Source organism: Mesorhizobium sp. NBSH29 (assembly GCF_015500055.1).
Classification (GTDB): domain Bacteria; phylum Pseudomonadota; class Alphaproteobacteria; order Rhizobiales; family Rhizobiaceae; genus Neomesorhizobium.
Genome location: NZ_CP045492.1, coordinates 251439 through 268004, shown reverse-complemented (window position 1 = coordinate 268004; position 16566 = coordinate 251439). Strand labels below are relative to the sequence as shown.

General features: G+C 58.9%; 16 protein-coding genes and 1 pseudogene. 10 read left to right on the top strand and 7 right to left on the bottom strand.

The features are described 5' to 3' along the window. Positions 1-3: 3 nt before the first annotated feature. Entirely contained in the window at positions 4-1395 is a 1392-nt protein-coding gene (locus tag GA830_RS01335; RefSeq protein ID WP_195164703.1) for a glutamine synthetase family protein, read from the bottom strand. Between the two features lie 79 nt (positions 1396-1474). Here GA830_RS01335 and GA830_RS01330 point away from each other — a divergent pair. After that, positions 1475-1648 (top strand): annotated as a pseudogene (locus GA830_RS01330) (type II toxin-antitoxin system VapC family toxin); the annotation flags it as partial. A gap of 24 nt (positions 1649-1672) precedes the next feature. Here GA830_RS01330 and GA830_RS01325 read toward each other — a convergent pair. Together GA830_RS01325 and GA830_RS01320 are read right to left on the bottom strand one after the other, a co-directional pair. Continuing rightward, on the bottom strand, positions 1673-2647 hold the full coding sequence (locus GA830_RS01325) for a WD40 repeat domain-containing protein (protein WP_195163355.1): 975 nt from the start codon (positions 2645-2647) through the stop codon (positions 1673-1675). Positions 2648-2662: 15 nt separating this feature from the next. Further along, a complete protein-coding gene (locus tag GA830_RS01320; RefSeq protein ID WP_195163354.1) occupies positions 2663-3718 on the bottom strand; it encodes a CobW family GTP-binding protein in 1056 nt (351 codons plus the stop codon). A gap of 277 nt (positions 3719-3995) precedes the next feature. Here GA830_RS01320 and GA830_RS01315 point away from each other — a divergent pair, with 277 nt between their 5' ends. The 5 genes from GA830_RS01315 (at position 3996) to GA830_RS01295 (ending at position 8321) form a co-directional block, all read left to right on the top strand. After that, positions 3996-4466, top strand: coding sequence for a MarR family winged helix-turn-helix transcriptional regulator (locus tag GA830_RS01315; RefSeq protein ID WP_195163353.1), 471 nt, complete (start codon positions 3996-3998; stop codon positions 4464-4466). 87 nt (positions 4467-4553) lie between these two features. Continuing rightward, entirely contained in the window at positions 4554-5498 is a 945-nt protein-coding gene (locus GA830_RS01310; RefSeq protein ID WP_258045520.1) for a DMT family transporter, read from the top strand. 64 nt (positions 5499-5562) lie between these two features. Continuing rightward, positions 5563-6585, top strand: coding sequence for a LacI family DNA-binding transcriptional regulator (locus GA830_RS01305; RefSeq protein WP_195164701.1), 1023 nt, complete (start codon positions 5563-5565; stop codon positions 6583-6585). Positions 6586-6838: 253 nt separating this feature from the next. Continuing rightward, a complete protein-coding gene (locus tag GA830_RS01300) occupies positions 6839-7810 on the top strand; it encodes a 2-hydroxyacid dehydrogenase (RefSeq protein ID WP_195163352.1) in 972 nt (323 codons plus the stop codon). Between the two features lie 103 nt (positions 7811-7913). Continuing rightward, complete coding sequence (locus tag GA830_RS01295; protein ID WP_195163351.1) at positions 7914-8321, top strand: AprI/Inh family metalloprotease inhibitor; 408 nt, start codon at positions 7914-7916, stop codon at positions 8319-8321. Between the two features lie 3 nt (positions 8322-8324). On the opposite strand, the gene GA830_RS01290 is transcribed toward GA830_RS01295, so the two are convergent. Next, positions 8325-9098: a gamma-glutamyl-gamma-aminobutyrate hydrolase family protein gene (locus GA830_RS01290; protein WP_195163350.1), complete on the bottom strand. Its 774-nt coding sequence runs from the start codon at positions 9096-9098 to the stop codon at positions 8325-8327. A 295-nt stretch (positions 9099-9393) separates the two neighbouring features. On the opposite strand from GA830_RS01290, the gene GA830_RS01285 reads away from it, so the two are divergent. Next, positions 9394-10503, top strand: a complete 1110-nt coding sequence (locus tag GA830_RS01285; protein ID WP_195163349.1) for a TRAP transporter substrate-binding protein — start codon at positions 9394-9396, stop codon at positions 10501-10503. A gap of 123 nt (positions 10504-10626) precedes the next feature. Further along, positions 10627-11721 carry a TRAP transporter substrate-binding protein gene (locus tag GA830_RS01280; RefSeq protein WP_195164700.1) on the top strand — a complete coding sequence of 365 codons (1095 nt, stop codon included), beginning with the start codon at positions 10627-10629 and terminating at the stop codon, positions 11719-11721. A gap of 246 nt (positions 11722-11967) precedes the next feature. Here the strand turns inward: GA830_RS01280 and GA830_RS01275 are convergent, their stop codons facing one another. From GA830_RS01275 to GA830_RS01265, 3 genes are all read right to left on the bottom strand, one after another. Then, a complete protein-coding gene (locus GA830_RS01275) occupies positions 11968-13695 on the bottom strand; it encodes a TRAP transporter large permease (RefSeq protein WP_195163348.1) in 1728 nt (575 codons plus the stop codon). Next, the gene (locus tag GA830_RS01270) at positions 13692-14276 is read right to left on the bottom strand and encodes a TRAP transporter small permease subunit (protein ID WP_195163347.1); all 585 of its coding nucleotides are present in this window, start codon (positions 14274-14276) and stop codon (positions 13692-13694) included. The genes GA830_RS01275 and GA830_RS01270 overlap by 4 nt, the downstream gene beginning before the upstream one ends. 135 nt (positions 14277-14411) lie before the next feature. Beyond that, positions 14412-15317, bottom strand: coding sequence for a branched-chain amino acid ABC transporter permease (locus GA830_RS01265; RefSeq protein WP_195163346.1), 906 nt, complete (start codon positions 15315-15317; stop codon positions 14412-14414). Positions 15318-15404: 87 nt separating this feature from the next. On the opposite strand from GA830_RS01265, the gene GA830_RS01260 reads away from it, so the two are divergent. Together GA830_RS01260 and GA830_RS01255 are read left to right on the top strand one after the other, a co-directional pair. Further along, a complete protein-coding gene (locus GA830_RS01260; protein WP_195163345.1) occupies positions 15405-15992 on the top strand; it encodes a CGNR zinc finger domain-containing protein in 588 nt (195 codons plus the stop codon). Then, on the top strand, positions 15985-16539 hold the full coding sequence (locus tag GA830_RS01255; protein WP_258045519.1) for a hypothetical protein: 555 nt from the start codon (positions 15985-15987) through the stop codon (positions 16537-16539). The genes GA830_RS01260 and GA830_RS01255 overlap by 8 nt, the downstream gene beginning before the upstream one ends. Positions 16540-16566: the final 27 nt, after the last annotated feature.

Below are 16566 nucleotides of genomic sequence, written 5' to 3'. Positions count from 1 at the left end.
GGGTCACACCTCGTGCAGATACAGCTCATAGTCCAGCGCGCTTACCGTGCGGGCGACACGTTGGTATTCGGCGCGTTTAATGGCGGTGAAGGTGCGGTGGAGATCATTTCCCAGCGCAGCTTTGAGAAAATCGGAGCCTTCCGCAGCCTCGATTGCGCTGCGCCAGTCCTTGGGTATTGAGCTGGTATCGGCTGATTGCGCATAACCGTTTCCGGTTGTTTCCGGGCCGGGGTTCAGTTGCTCATCCAGCCCTTTGATAATGCCAGCCAGAACGGTCGCGGCGACCAGGTAGGGGTTGGCGTCGACTCCGGAGGGGCGATGTTCAATGCGGCGGCTTTTGGCGTCGCCGGCGGGAATGCGGAAGGCGACGGAGCGGTTGTTCACGCCCCAGCTCGGTGCAACCGGCGCATACGAGCCTGAGACGAAGCGGCGCCAGGAATTGGCGTGCGGAGCAAACACCAGCATGGTCTCGGCCATGGTGGCCGCCAGCCCGCCAATGGCGTGGCGGATGGTGGGCGACCAGTTTCCCGCGTCGTCGCCGGGTCCGACAAATGCGTTGTTGCCTGCGTCATCGCTGAGCGAAACGTGGAAATGCATGCCAGAGCCGGCATATTTCTCGATCGGCTTGGCCATGAAGCAGGCGGTTACGCCGTGGCGGCGCGCCTGCGTACGCACCAGGCGCTTGAGCAGGATGAGGTCGTCGGCTGCGCGCACCACATTCTTGCGGTAGTGCAGCGTCAATTCATATTGCCCTGGCGCAAATTCCGAGATCAGCGTTTCGACCGGGATTTTCTGTGCTTCGGCTGCTGCATAGATGTCGGCAAAGAGCGGTTCCATGCCGTGGAGATGATCGACCGAATAGACTTCTGTCTTGCGGCTCGCACGGCCATCCAGCACGGCTGCAGCAGGCTGCACGTTGCCTTCAGTATCGCGCTCATTGGCAAGTAGAAAGAACTCCAGCTCAAACGCGCCGGCCGGATGCAGGCCGCGGGCGGCGAGTGCTTCCACCTGACGCGCCAGCGCATGGCGAGGGTCAGAGGTCATCGGGTGATCGTCGAGCGTGTAGAGCGACAGCAACACCTGGCCGCGCGCCGGGCTGGTTGCGTGCAGCGGCAGCAACGTGCCGGGAAGCGGCCAGGCGCGCAGATCGCCGTCACCAGTTTCCCACACCAGTCCAGTCTCATGGACATCTTCGCCGGTGATATCGAGTCCGAGCACCGAAATCGGGAAATTGCGCCCGCCTTCATAGATCGCGAGAAGTTCGCTCCGGCGAATGATTTTGCCGCGCCCGACGCCATTGGTGTCCGTCAGGACAATGTCGAAGGCTTCAATGTCGGGATGCGCTGCTAGGAAGTTTTCGGCTTCTTCGAGGGTCGAGCCTGAGGGAGATGTCATGATTTCGGAATTCTTTGCCATCGTTGAGATCTAGCTTTTCTCACGGCTTGCACTCCGGAGCAACTTCCCAACTTGGCCGGCACTCAGCTATGGTGAGATCATGGCCACGGCGCGCCACGCCGGCCATGAAATGTCGGCGCAGGACGGAATGATCGCGGCCATTGCGCGTATCAATGGCGGCCGGCTGGCAACGCGCAATTCGAAGGATTTTCAGACGACCGGGCTTGATCTTGTCTCGCCTTGGGATTTTTGACGTCGACGCAGTCCGCGACAGGCGTCACCCCGTGATGTCGACCACGCCGCAATCGCCGGCTTCGGTGCCGAAGACAAGCCGACTGCCGTCGCGGTCCCAGGCCATCGAGGTGACCGCACCCTTGCCCGGGCGGCGCAGGAGCACTTCCTTCTGGTCGGCGATGCGCGCGGCCAAAACCATGCCATCGCCGTAGCCAATGGCCACGATCTCGTCGGTCGGATGGCAGGCAACCGCCGTCACCATCATGTTGCCGCGGGTGCCGAGTTCCAGCGGTGCCTTGCCCATCGGGCCGTCCTTGCCCGCAAACGGCCAGACAATCGCAGCCGGAGCGCCGGAGCTTGCAAGCCAGCGCCCCTTGGGGCTCCATGACATGGATTTAACCTTGGAAGGGTAGCCGGTCATCCGCATGTGCTTGCCATCGGCAAGCTTCCATCCATGCAGAGCGTTTTCCTGCATGCTAGTGACAAGGAAATTTCCGTCGGGAGAGAAGGTGATACCGATATGCGCTCCTTCCCATTGCAGGTCAGCGGGGCCACCTGTTGTGGCCGGAAAGTGCAGCGTCGCGCCATTATAGCGGGCGACCCCGATGCGCATGCCCTTGGGCGAAAATGCGACGCCCTCGGCCGAGCGCGGATGGGCAAAGTCCTTCAACCGGCCATCGGCGAAGCGCACATAGGCATTGCGGCCAGAGGCATAGGCAATCGCGCCCTGCGGACCGCTTGCCACACTGGTGATCCATTTGCGCGGCAGTTCGCCAAGTGTCTCCACGGTCCCGTCGGGTTTGATCGCACAGACTTTGCCATCCTCACCGCCGGTGATGAGGCGCGCGCCTCCCTGTTCTACCACTGCGCATAAAAGTCCGTCATGGGCGGGTGCGGTTTTGTGGCCGTGGTCAAGCCGGTGGACCGCGCCATCGGCCATGGCGAAATGCGGAATGTCGGCGACAAAGGCCGCAGCGACGCAGTGGCCATCAAGGTCGAGCGGGGCAACAGTCGGCATGCGTTTTCTTCCGGGTCAGGCAGCCTGGCAGGCTTCGAAGGTGCGCTTCAGCCGTTCGGCATCAAGTTCGCGACCGATGAAGACAAGCCGGCTCTCGTGATTCTCACCCTCTTTCCAAGCGCGCTGATGATCGCCCTCGATGATCATGTGGACACCCTGAATGACATAGCGGTCCGGATCGTCCTTGAAGGCGATGATGCCCTTAAGGCGCAGGATGTTGGGCCCTTCGGCCTGGGTGATCTTTTCGATCCAGGGGAAAAACTTCTTCGAATCCATTTCCGTGCCGCGCAGCGAAACCGATTTGATCGTCACATCATGGATCGGCGAGGCGTGACCCTGGTGGTGATGATCATGGTGATCGTGGCCACAATGCTCGTCATGGACGTGGTCATCATCGTGGTCGTGATGATGATCGTGAGCCTCGAGAAAATGCGGATCATTTTCAAGCGCGCGGGTCAGATCAAAAGCGCCGCGGTCCAGCACCTTGTCCAGCGCCACGCCGGCGCGTGTGGTTCGGTGGATGGCGGCTGCGGGGTTGATGGCGCGGATGGTGGCCTCGACGCTCTGCAGTTCGTCTTCGGTTACCAGATCCGTCTTGTTCAGCACGATGACATCGGCGAAGGCGATCTGGTCTTCGGCCTCGCGGCTGTCCTTCAGGCGCAGCGGCAGATGTTTTGCGTCTACCAGCGCCACCACGGCATCAAGTTTTGTCTTGGCGCGCACATCCTCGTCCATGAAGAAGGTCTGGGCGACGGGAACCGGGTCAGCCAGCCCGGTGGTTTCCACCAGGATGGCGTCGAAGCGACCCGGGCGACGCATCAGGCCTTCAAGGGTGCGGATCAGGTCGCCGCGTACCGTGCAGCACACGCAGCCATTGTTCATCTCGTAGATTTCCTCGTCGGATTCCACGATCAGATCATTGTCGATGCCGATTTCGCCGAATTCGTTGACGATGACAGCGTAGCGCTTGCCATGATTTTCCGAAAGAATGCGGTTGAGCAGCGTCGTTTTGCCGGAGCCGAGGTATCCGGTCAGCACGGTTACGGGGATCTGCGTTTGGGGTTCGCTCATCAAATTTTGTCCGGAATGGCTGATATGTTCGGCCTCATATAGGCAGCGGCATCGGCTTTTGCACGTGGGAAATGATGGCTTCCTGCCGTCTGCGCAACTTCCGTTTCGTTTGTCATCTAATTGAAATGCATCTCTGGCATGTAGCATTCGGGGTTCAGTCGATTCATTGCCGGCAAAGCGTTTGCTGGCGGCTTCGGTTGCGATAAAGGTTGCGCAGGCAATGAGCAAAGCGAAGCGGATCGAAAGTGAACCGGGGTTCGTCGCCAGGAGGGTACCGATGGCCAAGGCAGACAGGGGTGCAACGATGAGCCGGCTGCAATCTGCGGCGCGGCTTTCGCGGACGGCGCTTGCAGCGCGGCTGCTCGGCCACGGTTTTTATGCCGGGCAGGATCAGATTATGCTGGCGCTCGACCATGAAGATGGGCAAACGCCGGGGCAATTGGCCGGGCGGCTGGGTGTGCGGCCACCGACCATCACCAAGACTATAAACAGGCTTCAGGTGCAGGGATTCCTAGACAAGCGGGCGTCGGATTCGGATGCCCGTCAGGCACATATCTTTCTCACCGACACCGGGCGCGAGGCTATCCGGGCGATTGAAAAGTCGGTTCGCAAGACCGAGAAGCAGGCCATGAAGGGCATCGACAAGAAAGAGCAGAAAGCGCTTGCCAAGCTGTTGTCTCGGGTCGAGGCCAATCTCTCCAGCGGTCACATGGTCGAGATTGACGACGATGCCGAAGGCGACGACTGAGGGCTGAACCCAACGTTTATGCTTGCGGCCAGCGCAAGTTGAGGTCAAAGGATCGACCTCTCATACCAGTCTTCGGAAGTTTCTACAGTGCGCATACCCCAAAACAACGCCGGCGACGGCCCGACCCCGGGCGGCGCCATTCTTCTCGTTCTGGCCGCCGGGCTGTTATTTTCTTTCCTCGACGCAAGTGCCAAATTTCTGGTGCTTGGCGGTATGGATGCACCCTTCATCTCCTGGATGCGGTTTCTCGTCCACTTGGTGCTGGTCCTCGTTCTGTTCCGACCGTGGGTAAACCGGCAGATGTTGGCCACGAAAAGCCTTCCGCTGCAGGTGCTGCGCGCGGGCTTTCTCTTCGGCTCGACTTTCTTCAACTTCCTGGCGCTTAACACGCTGCAGCTGGCGCAGACCATGTCGATCTTCTTTTTCGCGCCGATGGTCATCACCGCACTTGCCGGGCCGCTTTTGGGCGAATGGGCTGGGTGGCGGCGCTGGATGGCAATCGTCGCCGGATTTGCCGGGGTTCTCGTCATCACCCGGCCAGGCGTGGCGACGTTCGAGGTCGGCCATATATTTGCGCTGTGCTCGATGATGTCTTACTGCTTCTACGTGATCATGACGCGGTCGATGGGAGCGACCGAAACACCGGAAAGTCTCATCTTCTACTCCGCGCTCGCTCCTGTGATCCTGATGCTGCCGGTGGTTCCCGCCACAGCCTCAATGCCGGACGGCGCCCTGCAATGGGTCGTGCTGTTGTCGCTCGGTTTTTATGGCGGCTTCGGCCATTGGCTGCTGATTAAAGCTTACAAGCAGGCCAGCACTACGGCACTTGCACCTTATCCCTATCTGCAAATGGTGTGGATGATCTGCTTTGGCTATGTCATCTTTGACCAGTTGCCGGATGCCTTTACGCTTATCGGGGCGGCGATCATCGTGGCGAGTGGGCTCTATATCGTGCACCGCGAGCGCCGGCTGAGGCTGGCGCGTAGCGCCGCCTACCATACAGAAGATCAGCAGCTGGCAAAAAAACTTTGAATTTCAGACTGCCGGTGGCATAAGCGATTTAAACAGTTTAAATCGCTTCGCCTCGGAGGGTGCTCTGGCCCAAAAGATCAAGCTTTCCACCATTGCCGACGCACTCGGCGTGTCGACCGCCACCGTTTCGCTGGCGTTGCGCGACAGCGCGCTGGTGGCCGATGCTACGCGCGAGCGCATCAAAGAACATGCGCGCGCCATCGGCTATATCTACAACCGCCGTGCGGCCAGTCTGCGCACCTCGCGCTCGGGTATTGTCGGCGTCGTGGTGCACGACATCATGAACCCGTTTTTTGCTGAGATTTTGCGCTCCATCGAGACCGAACTCGATCGCAGCCGGCAGACTTTCATCCTGTCCAACCACTACGACAAAGTGGAGAAGCAGCGTACCTTCATCGACACGCTTTTGCAGCTTGGTGCCGATGGCGTGATTATGTCTCCGGCAATTGGCACGCCGGCTGAGGATATCCAGCTGATCGAGGATAACGGCCTGCCGGCGGTACTGATCGCGCGCTCGGTCGAAGGTGTCGACGTGCCGGTGTTCCGCGGCGACGATGCCTATGGCACGGCGCTTGCGACCAACCATCTCATCTCGCTTGGCCATCGCCGCATCGCTATGATCGGCGGCACCGATCAGACTTCGACTGGCCGGGACCGCTATCAGGGCTATGCCAATGCGATGACCGCCGCCGGACTGGAGATCAAACCACATTGGCGTATTCCCGGCCCGCGCACCAAGCAGGCCGGCTTCGAGGCGGCGAGCCAGTTTTTGGCGCTCAAGGACAAGCCGACGGGCGTCGTCTGCTGGAATGATCTGGTCGCCATCGGCCTGATGAACGGCATCGCGCGCGCCGGGCTTGTCGCTGGCGTCGATGTGTCGGTCACCGGCTATGACGATTTGGAAGAAGCCGCGATTGCGATGCCCGCACTTACCACCGTCTGGAACGGCCAGCGCGAGGTTGGCCGCCGCGCAGCAAGCGCACTGCTCGACCGGCTGAATGGTATCGAGGTGCACAACAGCCACGAACTCATCCGTCCCGAACTGCATGTGCGGCAATCTACAGGCAAGCCAGTCGAGCGGGGGTGAGATGTCCGGTTTCGGCGGTTACGGGTGTCCCTGTGGTGGCAATCGGAGGCGCGGCTGCGCCGAGGCAGACACCCTTTCTTGCAACATCTCGCCATCTTGGTAAACTTGGCGCGGTGTCGGAGGGACGATCCTTAACAGGCGGTCATCTATCCGAACCGGCGGCCGGACTTCTTTCGCCATGCGCGAAGGTGCGCGATGCCTCATAGCATTGCGGTCCGGCCGTTCTGATGTTTCTCATTTCGAAAGCCATTTGATGTCGCACACGGAGAAACCAACCATTCTTGTGCCTGGACGACTGCATGAACATGCCGTGAAACGGATCGAGGCATTATTTTCAATTGTGCGTCTGGAGCGGGCTGATGCGGCGTTGGTGGCGCCCGAGCTTGCCGCAGATGTGCGCGGTGTGGCGGCGATGACCGGCATTGACGCCGCCTTTATCGACGCGCTGCCCAAGCTTGAGATTATTGCCAGTTTCGGGGTTGGCTATGATGCGGTGGATGCAAGACATGCGGCGAAAAAGGGTGTGATGGTCACCAACACGCCGGATGTTCTCACCGAAGAGGTAGCCGATACGGCAATCGGCCTGTTGCTCAATACGGTGCGAGAATTGCCAAAGGCTGAGACATATCTGCGTTCCGGGCGCTGGGTAGGCGAGGGCAATTATCCGCTGACCGGGACGACACTCCGGGGCAGGCGCGTCGGGATTTTCGGCATGGGCCGCATCGGGCTCGCTATTGCGCGGCGCATCGAGGCGTTCGGACTACCGATCGCCTATCACAATCGCAGCCGCGTCGACGGCGTCGGGTATGAGTACCACGAGACGCTGCTTGGTCTGGCGGGTGCGGTCGACACGCTGATCTCGGTCGCACCGGCTACGCCGGCAACCGAGAAGATTGTCAACCGGGCAGTATTGGAAGCGCTCGGACCTAATGGCATTTTCGTCAACATCGGGCGGGGGAGCACCGTCGACGAGGCCGCGCTGGCGGCCGCCCTTGCCGATGGCACCATCCGGGGTGCCGGGCTCGACGTTTTCGCGGATGAGCCACGCGTACCGCAAGAGCTGCTCGTTGCACCCAACACCAGCCTTCTGCCACATGTCGGTTCGGCCTCGGTACATACGCGCGACGCGATGGCCGATCTGGTGGTCGACAATCTGGTGTCGTGGTTTGCCGATGGAAAGCCGCTCACGCCGGTGCCCGAAGCCGTTTTTGTTCAGAAGGGTTAGCCGAGCCTTGATGCAGTCGAAACAAGTTTTACCATATCGTTAATGAGGAATTAACAACTCGCGTCCCATCTTGCGGCAACAATCTTTCGTTGCAGAGGCGCGCATGAATTTCTTCACGGTTTTGGCTGCAGCAGGCATGGCCCTTGGCATCAGCGTTGCTGTCAACCGCATGCCAACCGAGGCGATTGCACGCGCAACCGTAGCGGCCCCAGATGTCCATTCCACCGCCAACCGATTCATTTTGAGCGTAGCCGGTGCGCACTCCTGCGCGCTCACCCGCTCCTCGATTCCATCCAGCGATGGGTTTGAAGTCAGCGCGGCTGCCGATTGCGAAAGGCTTCTGCCTGGGCTTTCACAGGTAAAGGCCTGGCGCGTGCGTGATGACGGTGCGGTGATACTCAGCCGCGACGGTGAGGCAGAACTGCTCGCCTTCGGTGTCAGTGACGGTGCTGCCTATGAATCTTTCAAGCCGGCCTCGGTGATCATTGCCATGAACGAGGCGGCGGACTGAGAATTACTCAGCCGCAGTCCGCGCGTTCAGTTTTGCTGCCGCGTGTGCGCGGACTGCGTCGCCAAAGGCGCGAAACACTTTTGCTGACGTTTCATCGGTTGCGGCCCAATATTCGGGGTGCCACTGAACTCCGACGGCAAAGGCGCGTGCACCCTTGACTGAGACGGCCTCGACGGTGCCATCTTCTGCAACGGCCTCGACTTCAAGGCGGTCACCCAGCCGCCCAATGCCTTGCCGGTGAAGGGAATTGACTTTAATTTCGCCGGCACCGAACACGCCTGCCAGGCAGCTTCCCGGCGCAATTTTTACCGTTTGGCGAATGGCAAAGCGCTCTTGCTGGCTGTCGCTTTGCGGCGCGCGGTGGTCGAGCGCGCCTTCGCGTTCCTGCAACTCCGTAGCCAGCGTGCCGCCGAGCGCCACGTTCAGTTCCTGTATGCCGCGACAGATGGCCAAGAGCGGCACGCCATACTCGATCGCCTTGCGAATAAGCGGCAATGTGGTGGCGTCGCGGTCGGGGTCGTACGGGCCGTTGGCCTCGCTCGCATCACCACCATAAAGTGAGGGGTGAACATTGGATTTTGATCCGGTCACCATGACGCCGTCGACAGAAGCCAAAAGCTGGTCAAGGTTCAGACGGTCACCGAAGGAGGGAACCAGCAGTGGGAAGACACCCGACGCGGTGAGCGCTGCCTCCAGATATTGCTGCGGGGCGGCGTGCCAGCTGTAGTTTTCAAACTGGCGAACGTCGGTTGAAACGGCAATGAGTGGCTGATCCATGCTGTGCTTTCGGCGGTGCTATCTCGGCGCCGCGTAACGAGTTGATGCCTGGTTCGAATCTAACTCCAAATGCGGCAATTTTCTACTGTCTGCGCGGAAGAGCCGTTTGAGCCAGGCCGCAGGCATTCAACTATAGTCGCAGGCACCCCCGCAGTTGGCCGTTTACCGCCGTTCCGCACCATCGTACGGAGGTCCTTGGCTGGACACGTTTTTCGTAACATGTATTGTTCGAGGCTATACCGGGGGCGGGCGCAAGGGAGCGAACCCCGTGCCATCGGCAATTGGAGGAGAAAGCATGGATCGCCGTTCATTTATCAGGAAAGCCGGTGTCACCGGCGCAGGAGCTGCAGTCGCAGCAACGACGCTTGCCGCACCAGCCATCGCGCAGGCTAACCCAAAGATTACCTGGCGCCTCACGTCGTCATTTCCGAAGTCGCTCGACACCATCTTTGGCGGTGCGGAAGTGTTTTCGAAAATGCTGTCGGACGCCACAGACGGTAACTTTACAGTGCAGGTTTTTGCCGCCGGTGAAATCGTTCCGGGCCTGCAGGCAGCCGATGCTGCAACGGCTGGTACGGTTGAGGCCTGCCACACCGTTTCCTACTATTACTGGGGCAAGAACCCGACCTGGGCGCTTGGCGCTGCCGTGCCGTTCGCGCTCAACGCACGCGGCATGAACGCTTGGCACTATCATGGTGGCGGCATAGACCTGTTCAACGAATTCCTAGGCAAGCAGGGTCTTGTCGGTCTGCCCGGCGGTAATACCGGCGTTCAGATGGGCGGCTGGTTCCGCAAAGAGATCAACACGGTTGCCGATCTGTCGGGCCTGAAGATGCGTATCGGCGGGTTTGCCGGCAAGGTGATGGAAAAGCTCGGCGTCGTGCCGCAGCAGATCGCCGGTGGCGACATCTATCCGTCGCTCGAAAAGGGCACCATCGACGCTGCCGAATGGGTCGGACCCTATGATGACGAGAAGCTCGGCTTCCAGAAGGTCGCGCCTTACTACTACTATCCCGGCTGGTGGGAAGGTGGCCCGACCGTCCATCTGATGTTCAACAAGGCCAAGTTCGACGAACTGCCGGAGAACTATAAGTCACTTATCCGTACCGCCGCCCAGGCGACCGACGCGGATATGCTGCAGAAATACGACTACAAGAACCCGACCGCTCTGAAGAGCCTGGTTGCCAATGGCGCGCAGTTGCGTCCGTTCAGCCCGGAGATCCTCACCGCCTGCTTCGAAAAGGCCAATGAGGTCTATGCCGAGATGACGGCGACCAATCCGGAGTTCAAGACGATCTGGGATTCGATCACCGCGTTCCGCAAAGACTACTTCCTCAACGCGCAGGTGGCCGAATACAATTACGACACCTTCATGATGATGCAACAGCGCGGAAACAAGCTTTAATAGCATCTCATCTATGTCTGCGGGCGGGAGATTTTATCTCCCGCCCGTTTTTTTATACATTGAATTTTGACATCAAAAAATTTCGAACAAGCAATTTTTATTCTATTTTTTTGGAGAACTATGATGAACCGACGTACTTTCGTCAGAAGCACAGCTACGGCGGCCGCAGTATCATTCCTGGCAGCGCCGGCTGTCGCACGTGACAGCCCAAGGGTGTTCTGGCGCTGCACATCTTCCTATCCCAAATCCCTGGACACCGTTTACGGCGGCGCCGAAGCGATGGCTAATATCGTGCGAGAAATAACGAACGGGAACTTCGATATCCAGATATTCGCCGATGGCGAAATTGTGCCGGGGTTGCAGGCTGCAGATGCGGTAAGTGCCGGTACTGTCGAATGCGCCCATACGTCATCGTACTATTATTGGGGCAAGGACCCGAGTTGGGCGCTGGGGACAGCAATCCCATTCATGTTCAATGCCCGCCAGATGAACGCCTGGCTCTACCAGGGAGGGGGCAACGAGCTGCTGAATGAGTTTTTCGCAGGCTATGGCCTCTACAGTATGCCCTGCGGCAACACAGGTGCGCAGATGGGCGGATGGTTTCGAAGGGAGATAAGCACACTTCAGGACTTGAAAGGCCTGAAGATGCGAATCGGCGGGTTCGCCGGAAAGATCATCGAGAAACTAGGTGTGGTTCCCCAGCAGATCGCCGGAAGTGACATCTATCAGGCGTTGGAAAAAGGTGCACTTGACGCCGTTGAGTGGGTTGGACCCTACGACGATGAAAAGCTCGGTTTCCAGAAGGTCGCCAAATACTATTACTATCCCGGATGGTGGGAGGGTGGCCCTACCTTGCACCTGATGATAAATTTAGAGAAATGGGCCGAGCTTCCCAAGTCTTATCAAGCTGCGTTGCGCTGCGCTTGTGAGGCCGCAAATAGCAATATTCTTGCAAGCTACGACTATAGAAACCCCGCCGCGCTCAGGCGTCTGGTCGCAAATGGTGCCGAGTTGCGGCCTTTCAGTCCTGAAATCCTGTCGGCCTGCTTTAACGCCGCCAGTTCCCTCTATGCGGACATCAGCGCGTCCAACTCTGAGTTCAAAAAGATTTTTGATAGTCAGGCTGCTTTCCGGAAGGATGCCTATCTTTGGGCGCAAATCTCGGAATACACGTTCGATACGTTCATGATGCGGCAGCAGCGCGCCGGCGCACTGTGATGCGGGGCCAATAAAAGAAGGCCCGAAGTGATATCACTTCGGGCCTTTCTTGCAGGCTCCTGGCCGGGAGAATATCGCAAGAAGTATCTTTAGAAATTTATAATGTTTAAAATTAGTATATGCAGTAATGTATTCTTACAATATCGGCATTGTTGACAGCGGTGACGCCTTTTCACAAGCGAAAATGTTCCCGTTATGGGCATATATTTCCCCCGAAGCGGGAATATATGGGTGCGGATCTCGCGTTTAGTTGAATTTTGGTGGTGCCGAGAGGTCCATTGGCTGCGGCGTTGCCGTCTCGCCATCAGCGGGTGGAGTACCAATCGGCGGCAGGCCAAATTGCGGCATTGCAGGTGTGCCGCCGCTGCCAAAGCCGGGCACCACAATGTCAACCGTTGAAGGATCCACTGTCTTGCCCTTGTAGTGCATCACCATCTGCGGGAACGCGATGGTGAGTGCGACCATGATGATCTGGATGCAGACGAAGGGTACCGCGCCCCAATAAATCTGGGCCGTCGTGATGGGCTGGATCGTTTTGCCGGTGATGCGGTCGAGATAGGGGACGCGGGCGGCGACCGAGCGCAGATAGAACAATGCAAAGCCGAAGGGCGGATGCATGAAGCTTGTCTGCATGTTGATGCCCAGAAGCACGCCGAACCAAATCAGATCGATACCCAGCTTGTCGGCAGCGGGCGCCAGAAGTGGCACGATGATGAAAGCAAGCTCGAAGAAATCGAGGAAGAAGGCGAGGAAGAACACCAGCAGGTTGACGGCGATCAGGAAGCCGACTTCGCCGCCTGGCAGTGAGGTCAACAGATGCTCGACCCACAAATGCCCGTTGACGCCGTAGAAGGTCAGCGAAAACACGCGGGCGCCGATCAGGATGAACAGCACGAAGGATGACAGGCGTGTCGTCGAGGCCAACGCTTGGCGGATGACATCCATGCTGAGCCGGCTCTTGGCAGCAGCCATGATCAAAGCGCCGACGGCGCCCATGGCGCCACCCTCTGTGGGCGTAGCAATGCCGAGGAAGATTGTGCCGAGCACCAGGAAGATCAGTGCCAATGGCGGGATCAGCACGATGATAACTTGGCGCGCGAGACGCGACATTAGTCCGAGATTGAACGCTCTGTCAGTGATGGCAGCGCAGTAGATCACCAGAATGCCAATTGTGGCTGCCCATATGCCGGCGTTCGCTCCGTGCCCGGGCAGGAGGAGACGATAAGCGCCATAGCTGACGGCAATGCTGATAAGCAAGGCGACACCGAGTGATGTGACGCCAGAGCCCAACGTGCGCGCTTCCTTGGGCAGAGCCGGCATGGAGTCACGCCGGATAAAAGTCATCAGCAGGATGTAGCCGAGATACAGGCTTGTCAGGATCAGGCCCGGAATCAGCGCGCCCTTGTACATGTCGCCGACCGAGCGGCCGAGCTGGTCGGCCATGACGATCAAGACGAGCGATGGCGGGATGATCTGCGCCAGCGTACCAGATGCGGCTATGACGCCAGTGGCGACGCGGCGGTCATAGCCATAACGCAGCATAATGGGCAGCGAGATAAGGCCCATGGCGATGACAGATGCCGCCACAACGCCGGTTGTGGCTGCCAGCAGTGCACCGACGACAACCACAGCAAAGGCCAGTCCACCGCGCACCGGGCCAAATAGCTGGCCAATGGTGTCAAGCAGGTCCTCGGCCATACCGGAGCGCTCGAGAATGATGCCCATGAAGGTGAAGAACGGGATCGCAAGAAGCGTGTCGTTCGACATTACTCCCCAAAAGCGTTCCGGTAGCGCGTAGAGCAGCGGCCAGGAAAGATTGATCTCGTTGGAGAAGGGCGCCAGTTCGACGCCAATGAAGAAGAATAAAAGGCCATTGGCTGCCAGCGAAAATGCTACCGGGTAGCCCAGCAGCATGAACACGATCAGCGAAAGGAACATGATTGGTGCCATGTTCTGGGCGATGAACTCGATCACGGGCGGGCCTCCCCGGCGAGCGCTTTTGCTTCCAGTTCAGCCTGTTCATGGGCCGAAATGAAGGGTGTGGGATCGTCCATGGCGCCCCGTATGATAGCAATCTTCTTGATGATCTCGGAGATACCCTGCAGGCCGAGCATGGTAAAGCCTATCAGCAGCAGCGACTTGGCCGGCCACAGAATCAGCCCGCCGGCGCTCGAGGAAACCTCGCCAGAGCGATAAGACAGACTGACATAAGGAACAAAATAGAAGATCATCAAGACGACGAAGGGCATCAAAAAGAACACATGACCCAGGAGGTCGATCCAGTGCTGTACGCGCCGGGAAAACATGCCGTAGACGATGTCGATGCGGATATGTTCGTTCTGCTTCAGCGTATATGCGGCGGCCAGCAGGAAGGCGGCGCCAAACAGATACCATTGCAGCTCAAGCCAGGCATTTGAAGACATGTTGAAGGTTTTGCGGATTATGGCGTTGCCGGCACTCACCAGCACTGCAACGAGTATAAGCCAGGCCACTTTCTTGCCGATGAACTCATTGAGATGATCAATCCCTTTGGAGAGAGCGAGCAGCCCTGCCATCCTGTACCTCCCATTTGGTTTAGTGCGCCGCAGCGTTCCCGCACCGCGTTGTTGGCCTAACCATATGTCGGGAGTGGCGCGCTGCGTCAACTGACGTGACGATGGGGCAAGGTTGGTACTTTAGGATAAGATGCCTCAAGGTCGCCGGTCGGCATAACGGTGTGGCGGTTGCAGCACAAGCAGGGCTACGAGCCCCGCAAACATGGCAATATCGCGCCATGCAAACGGGAAATATCCTGACCACAATGCCTCCGCCATGCCGAATATCGCAGCACCTGTAGCAGCGCGAGGCGGTGACGTGTAACCGCCGATGGCCGTGACGAACAGGATCTTAAGACCGAAGATCAACCCGGTATCGAAACTGATATTGCCGAAATATAGCCCGGCCATCGCGCCGGCGAGTGCTGCTACCGCACCACCCAGCAGAATTGCCTTGTGGAAAACTTGCCGCACGTCGACACCGCAGAGGCGCGCGGTCTGCGGGTCGTCGGCCACAGCGCGAAGGGTGCGGCCGAATGCGGAGCGTGCCAGAAGGATAGAAAGCGCAATGATGGTCACAAGCGCCACAGCGCAATTGATCAGCTGGATCTGGGTCAGCGTGGCGCGAAAACCGTTCAGCTCTGCAAACACCACCGGTATTGCCAGCATGGGCGGCAGCCAAAAGTCACGGGTCTGTGCGGCAATGCGGGAGAGTTCCATCAGCACCAGCGAAACGCCAAGGGTCGCGGCTACAATGGTGTTGGGCGAGCTTTCGGCGAGTGGCTCGAGCACGCGGCGTGAAAGAATGTGGCTGGTCAGCGTTGCGTAGGCAAAACCTGCGGCGATACCCAGCGCAACTGTCGCCGGCAGTGTCAGCCACAGCACATACCAGCCAAACACAGCCACCAGAATTATGGTCTGCCCGGCAAATGCGAAAAGCGCTCCATAGGCGAGGTTGGTGCGGTGAAGAACGCTGTTGGTCAGGGCATAGCCAAATGCCAAGAGCGCATAGAGAGCGCCGGAATGAAGCCCGTTCAACAACTGCTGGAAAAAATACAGCATTGTTGCTGCCATCCGCTCCGTGGAAATTCGAAAATGAAACCCAAATTCTAACTTGTCAAATTCATTTTACCGGTTAGTTTTGTATCTATGACGGTTGCATGGACCTCGCACCGGTTCTCCGGTGGCACGCTGGCGCTCGACGCGACCAACACGGTTGTTCTGCGTGGGGATGCCTCGCGCAGTTTCGACCGGTTTGATGATCCGGGAGAAATTGCGCGCTTTGCACACGCTGCAGAAAGATACCGGGCCGACGAATTCGGCGGCGCACGACTTCTCTGTAGGGAGCCAAACCTGACCAAGCCCAAGGTTCTGGCTATCCGCGAAACGACAGATGCATTGTTTCGGCAGACAGTCGCGGATGGTGCGCTTTTTGCCAGGGCGTTGCCCGCATTTCTGCGCGCCTGCGCGGACGGGCTTGATAGTGTGGCAGGTCCGCAACCCGGCGAAGGTATCACTTTCGAGGCCGCCCTTGCGCGGTCAGCGCTCCGCCTCCTGGCGCCGGAAAGTCACCTCCGTATTCGCATCTGCGGCAATTGCCGCTGGCTGTTTCTGGACCGCAGCCGCAATGGCAGCCGGCTGTGGTGTGACATGGCGGTCTGCGGCAATCGGCAAAAGGCGCGGCGCAATTACCAGCGCCGCAAGGAGATCGGGAAAGGGGAGGCAGGACATGGGTGACCGCGCACACCGGTATCGCAGGGGGATGGGCTTGCTGATGCTTGGAGGTGCGCTATTGCTGGTCACCGCCTGCCGCGACAGTGGCGAAGGCGAGGGGTTCGCCATTGCAGGCAAGATCTTCGTTTTCAACTATCGCGTGGCGACGGCTACCTATCTTGTTAACCTGAAGACATTGCGCCCAGCCTCCGAGGGTTTGACCGCAATCGCGACATTCGAGGACCCGGCAGGCGGCGACCCGATCGTGGTGCGCCGTAAAATCTGGCCGGCGGCGGAAAAGACGACCATCGAAAGCCCGCCGCTGCGCTGCGTCGTCAAGGACCGACCCTACACGGTTTCAATCGCAATCGAGGCGGCGGATGGTGGGGTTTTGCAGACACTCGATACCACCATGGCATCGTCCGAAGACCAGTCCCTGTTGCCGGACCGGCCACTGGTGGTCGGTCCACTCTACGAGGCTAACCCCGAGCTTGTGGGGCATCCAGACGGTAAGCTTGGCGCAACCAACGAGGCAGACTGTCCGGCAGGGCGCTTGGGCAGTAAACCCTAAAAATCGACGGATTGTCCGCGAAGTTGT

Coding starts and splice junctions, on each gene's coding strand:
- GA830_RS01335 (WP_195164703.1), bottom strand. CDS start 1,395: ATGACATCTCCCTCAGGCTCGACCCTCGAAGAAGCCGAAAACTTCCTA.
- GA830_RS01325 (WP_195163355.1), bottom strand. CDS start 2,647: ATGCCGACTGTTGCCCCGCTCGACCTTGATGGCCACTGCGTCGCTGCG.
- GA830_RS01320 (WP_195163354.1), bottom strand. CDS start 3,718: ATGAGCGAACCCCAAACGCAGATCCCCGTAACCGTGCTGACCGGATAC.
- GA830_RS01315 (WP_195163353.1), top strand. CDS start 3,996: ATGGCCAAGGCAGACAGGGGTGCAACGATGAGCCGGCTGCAATCTGCG.
- GA830_RS01300 (WP_195163352.1), top strand. CDS start 6,839: ATGTCGCACACGGAGAAACCAACCATTCTTGTGCCTGGACGACTGCAT.
- GA830_RS01295 (WP_195163351.1), top strand. CDS start 7,914: ATGAATTTCTTCACGGTTTTGGCTGCAGCAGGCATGGCCCTTGGCATC.
- GA830_RS01290 (WP_195163350.1), bottom strand. CDS start 9,098: ATGGATCAGCCACTCATTGCCGTTTCAACCGACGTTCGCCAGTTTGAA.
- GA830_RS01285 (WP_195163349.1), top strand. CDS start 9,394: ATGGATCGCCGTTCATTTATCAGGAAAGCCGGTGTCACCGGCGCAGGA.
- GA830_RS01280 (WP_195164700.1), top strand. CDS start 10,627: ATGAACCGACGTACTTTCGTCAGAAGCACAGCTACGGCGGCCGCAGTA.
- GA830_RS01270 (WP_195163347.1), bottom strand. CDS start 14,276: ATGGCAGGGCTGCTCGCTCTCTCCAAAGGGATTGATCATCTCAATGAG.
- GA830_RS01265 (WP_195163346.1), bottom strand. CDS start 15,317: ATGCTGTATTTTTTCCAGCAGTTGTTGAACGGGCTTCATTCCGGCGCT.
- GA830_RS01260 (WP_195163345.1), top strand. CDS start 15,405: ATGACGGTTGCATGGACCTCGCACCGGTTCTCCGGTGGCACGCTGGCG.
- GA830_RS01255 (WP_258045519.1), top strand. CDS start 15,985: ATGGGTGACCGCGCACACCGGTATCGCAGGGGGATGGGCTTGCTGATG.